General features: G+C 63.4%; 2 protein-coding genes and 1 pseudogene. 2 read left to right on the forward strand and 1 reads right to left on the reverse strand.

From position 1 onward, the window contains the following. Positions 1–33: 33 nt before the first annotated feature. A pseudogene (locus tag ACSIPU_RS30085) lies at positions 34–1,785 on the reverse strand (Tn3-like element TnAs1 family transposase); the annotation flags it as partial. Between the two features lie 3 nt (positions 1,786–1,788). On the opposite strand from ACSIPU_RS30085, the gene ACSIPU_RS30090 reads away from it, so the two are divergent. Both ACSIPU_RS30090 and ACSIPU_RS30095 read left to right on the forward strand, forming a co-directional pair. Beyond that, positions 1,789–2,181, forward strand: coding sequence for a cysteine hydrolase family protein (locus tag ACSIPU_RS30090; protein ID WP_001351729.1), 393 nt, complete (start codon positions 1,789–1,791; stop codon positions 2,179–2,181). Between the two features lie 137 nt (positions 2,182–2,318). Continuing rightward, positions 2,319–2,948: DMT family transporter (locus ACSIPU_RS30095; RefSeq protein WP_153675959.1), on the forward strand; the 630-nt coding region annotated here is incomplete at its 3' end.

Raw genomic sequence — 2,948 nt, forward strand, 5'->3', positions numbered from 1 at the left:
GGGGAGCCCGCAGAATTCGGAAAAAATCGTACGCTAAGGTTTTCCGGGCATCCGTAAGGGCCGAAACTTCCCGTCTTCCAGTCTGCGGCTCTGCCGCCAGACGTAATCGCCGGTTAGGTTGATGTGCTCCCAGCCCAGCGGCGACAGGAATTGCAGCAGCTCGCCGTCCACCGGCTTGCCGGCCTCGACCAACCCCTGGGTGGCGCGTTCCAGGTACACCGTGTTCCACAGCACGATAGCCGCCGTCACCAGGTTGAGGCCGCTGGCCCGGTAGCGCTGCTGCTCGAAGCTCCGATCCCTGATTTCCCCAAGGCGGTTGAAGAACACCGCCCTGGCCAGCGAGTTGCGCGCCTCACCTTTGTTCAGGCCGGCATGCACGCGGCGGCGCAGTTCAACACTTTGCAGCCAGTCCAGGATGAACAGCGTGCGCTCGATCCGGCCCAGCTCGCGCAGGGCCACGGCCAGTCCGTTCTGGCGCGGGTAGCTGCCGAGCTTGCGCAGCATCAGCGAGGCGGTGACGGTGCCCTGCTTGATCGAGCTGGCCAGGCGCAGGATGTCGTCCCAGTGGGCACGCACGTGCTTGATGTTCAGGGTGCCGCCGATCAGCGGGCGCAACGTCGGGTAGGCTTGCACGCCCTGCGGCACGTACAGCTTGGTTTCGCCGAGGTCGCGGATGCGCGGCGCGAAGCGGAAGCCTAGCAGGTGCATCAGGGCAAAGACGTGATCGGTGAAGCCGGCCGTGTCGGTGTAGTGCTCCTCGATCCGCAGGTCGGACTCGTGGTACAGCAGGCCGTCGAGCACATAGGTGGAATCGCGGACGCCGACATTCACCACGCGGGTGCTGAACGGCGCGTACTGGTCGGAGATATGGGTATAGAACAGCCGTCCCGGCTCGCTACCGTACTTCGGGTTGACGTGCCCGGTGCTCTCGCCCCGGCCACCCGCGCGGAAGCGCTGGCCATCGGAGGATGAGGTCGTGCCGTCGCCCCAGTGGGCGGCAAAGGCGTGGCGATACTGGTGGTTGACCAGCTCGGCCAAGGCCGCCGAATAGGTTTCGTCGCGGATGTGCCAGGCTTGCAGCCAGGACAGCTTGGCGTAGGTCAGGCCGGGGCTCGACTCGGCCATCTTGGTCAGCCCGAGGTTGATCGCATCACCGAGGATTGCGGACAGCAGCAACGTCCTGTCTTTGGCCTCGGCCCCGTCCTTCAAGTGGGTGAAGTGGCGGCTGAAGCCCGTCCAGTCGTCCACGTCCATCAGCAGTTCGGTGATCTTGATGCGCGGCAGTAACTGGCTGGTTTGGTCGATCAGCGCCTGCGCCCGATCCGGCACCGCCGCATCCAGCGGGGTGATTTTCAGCCCTGACTCGGTGAGGATGGCATCGGGCAGCTCGTTGTCCTTGGCCAGGCGGGTGACGGTGGCCAACTGCTCGTCCAGCAGCTGCAAACGCTCTTCCAGGTACTGGTCGCTGTTCGGGTTGATCGCCAGGGGCAGGGCCTGCTCGCGCTTGAGTGCGGCGAACTTCTCGGCCGGCAGCAGGTAGTCGTCGAAGTCGCGGAACTGCCGCGAGCCCTTGACCCAGATGTCGCCGGAGCGCAGGGCGTTCTTCAGCTCGGACAGGGCGCAGATTTCGTAGAATTTCCGGTCGAGGCCTTCCGGGGTGATCACCAGCGGCTTCCAGCGCGGCTTGATGAAGGCCGTGGGTGCATCGGCCGGCACCTTGCGCAGGTTGTCGGCGTTCATCTCACGCAGGGTCTGCACGGCTGCCAGCACGCCTTGCGCGGCCGGCCCGTGCTGTTCCCCAACTTTTCGCTCGGCGAAGAGTATGAACATGCGCCGCCGGCGACGAATCGCCAAATCTCACCGTATCTCCCGAGCGGACGATTTCGCACCGGTCTGCCCGTCGAAGGGCTTGCGATCGAACGGGGCGACCTTTTCTATGCATGTCCGCGAGCCAGCGTCTTTTATGGCACGGCGCTCGACGCCGACCTTCGGACGCGCGGCGTAAGCACGCTTGTCATGGCCGGGATAAGCACCACCGGCGTTGTTCTTTCAAGCGTCGCCTGGGCTAGTGATGCGGACTACGACGTGCGTTTGGTCCAGGACTGCTGCTACGACCCGGATCGGGATGCCCACGAAGCTCTGTTGCGTTCCGGGTTCGGCGGACGTGTACAGGTCGTGTAATTTTCGGGCCTCGCATGATCGCGGCCATAGCCGCAGGTGGATTGGTGCGAGGCAGGGCCAGTCCAAGTCAGGGTGCGGTCATCGCGGCGCCTGCAACTCTCAAAAACCCATCGCCGTAGCGGAGGTCTTGTAATCGCATGTCATTACGCACGCCCGATTTATTGTTCACAGCGATAGCACCTGCCATTTGGGGCAGCACCTACATTGTCACCACCCAATACCTGCCGAACTTCTCACCGATGACGGTCGCGATGCTGCGGGCGTTGCCGGCGGGTTTATTGCTCGTGATGATCGTCCGACAGATTCCAACGGGAATCTGGTGGATGCGCATCTTCATCCTCGGCGCACTTAATATTTCGCTATTCTGGAGCTTGTTGTTTATTTCGGTCTACCGCCTGCCGGGCGGGGTCGCGGCGACGGTAGGCGCTGTGCAGCCGCTGATGGTCGTGTTCATCTCTGCCGCTCTGCTAGGTAGCCCGATACGATTGATGGCGGTCCTGGGGGCTATTTGCGGAACTGCGGGCGTGGCGCTGTTGGTGTTGACACCAAACGCAGCGCTAGATCCTGTCGGCGTCGCAGCGGGCCTGGCGGGGGCGGTTTCCATGGCGTTCGGAACCGTGCTGACCCGCAAGTGGCAACCTCCCGTGCCTCTGCTCACCTTTACCGCCTGGCAACTGGCGGCCGGAGGACTTCTGCTCGTTCCAGTAGCTTTAGTGTTTGATCCGCCAATCCCGATGCCTACAGGAACCAATGTTCTCGGCCTGGCG

The organism is Klebsiella sp. HN106 (genome assembly GCF_051209435.1).
In the GTDB taxonomy this organism is placed as follows: domain Bacteria; phylum Pseudomonadota; class Gammaproteobacteria; order Enterobacterales; family Enterobacteriaceae; genus Klebsiella; species Klebsiella oxytoca.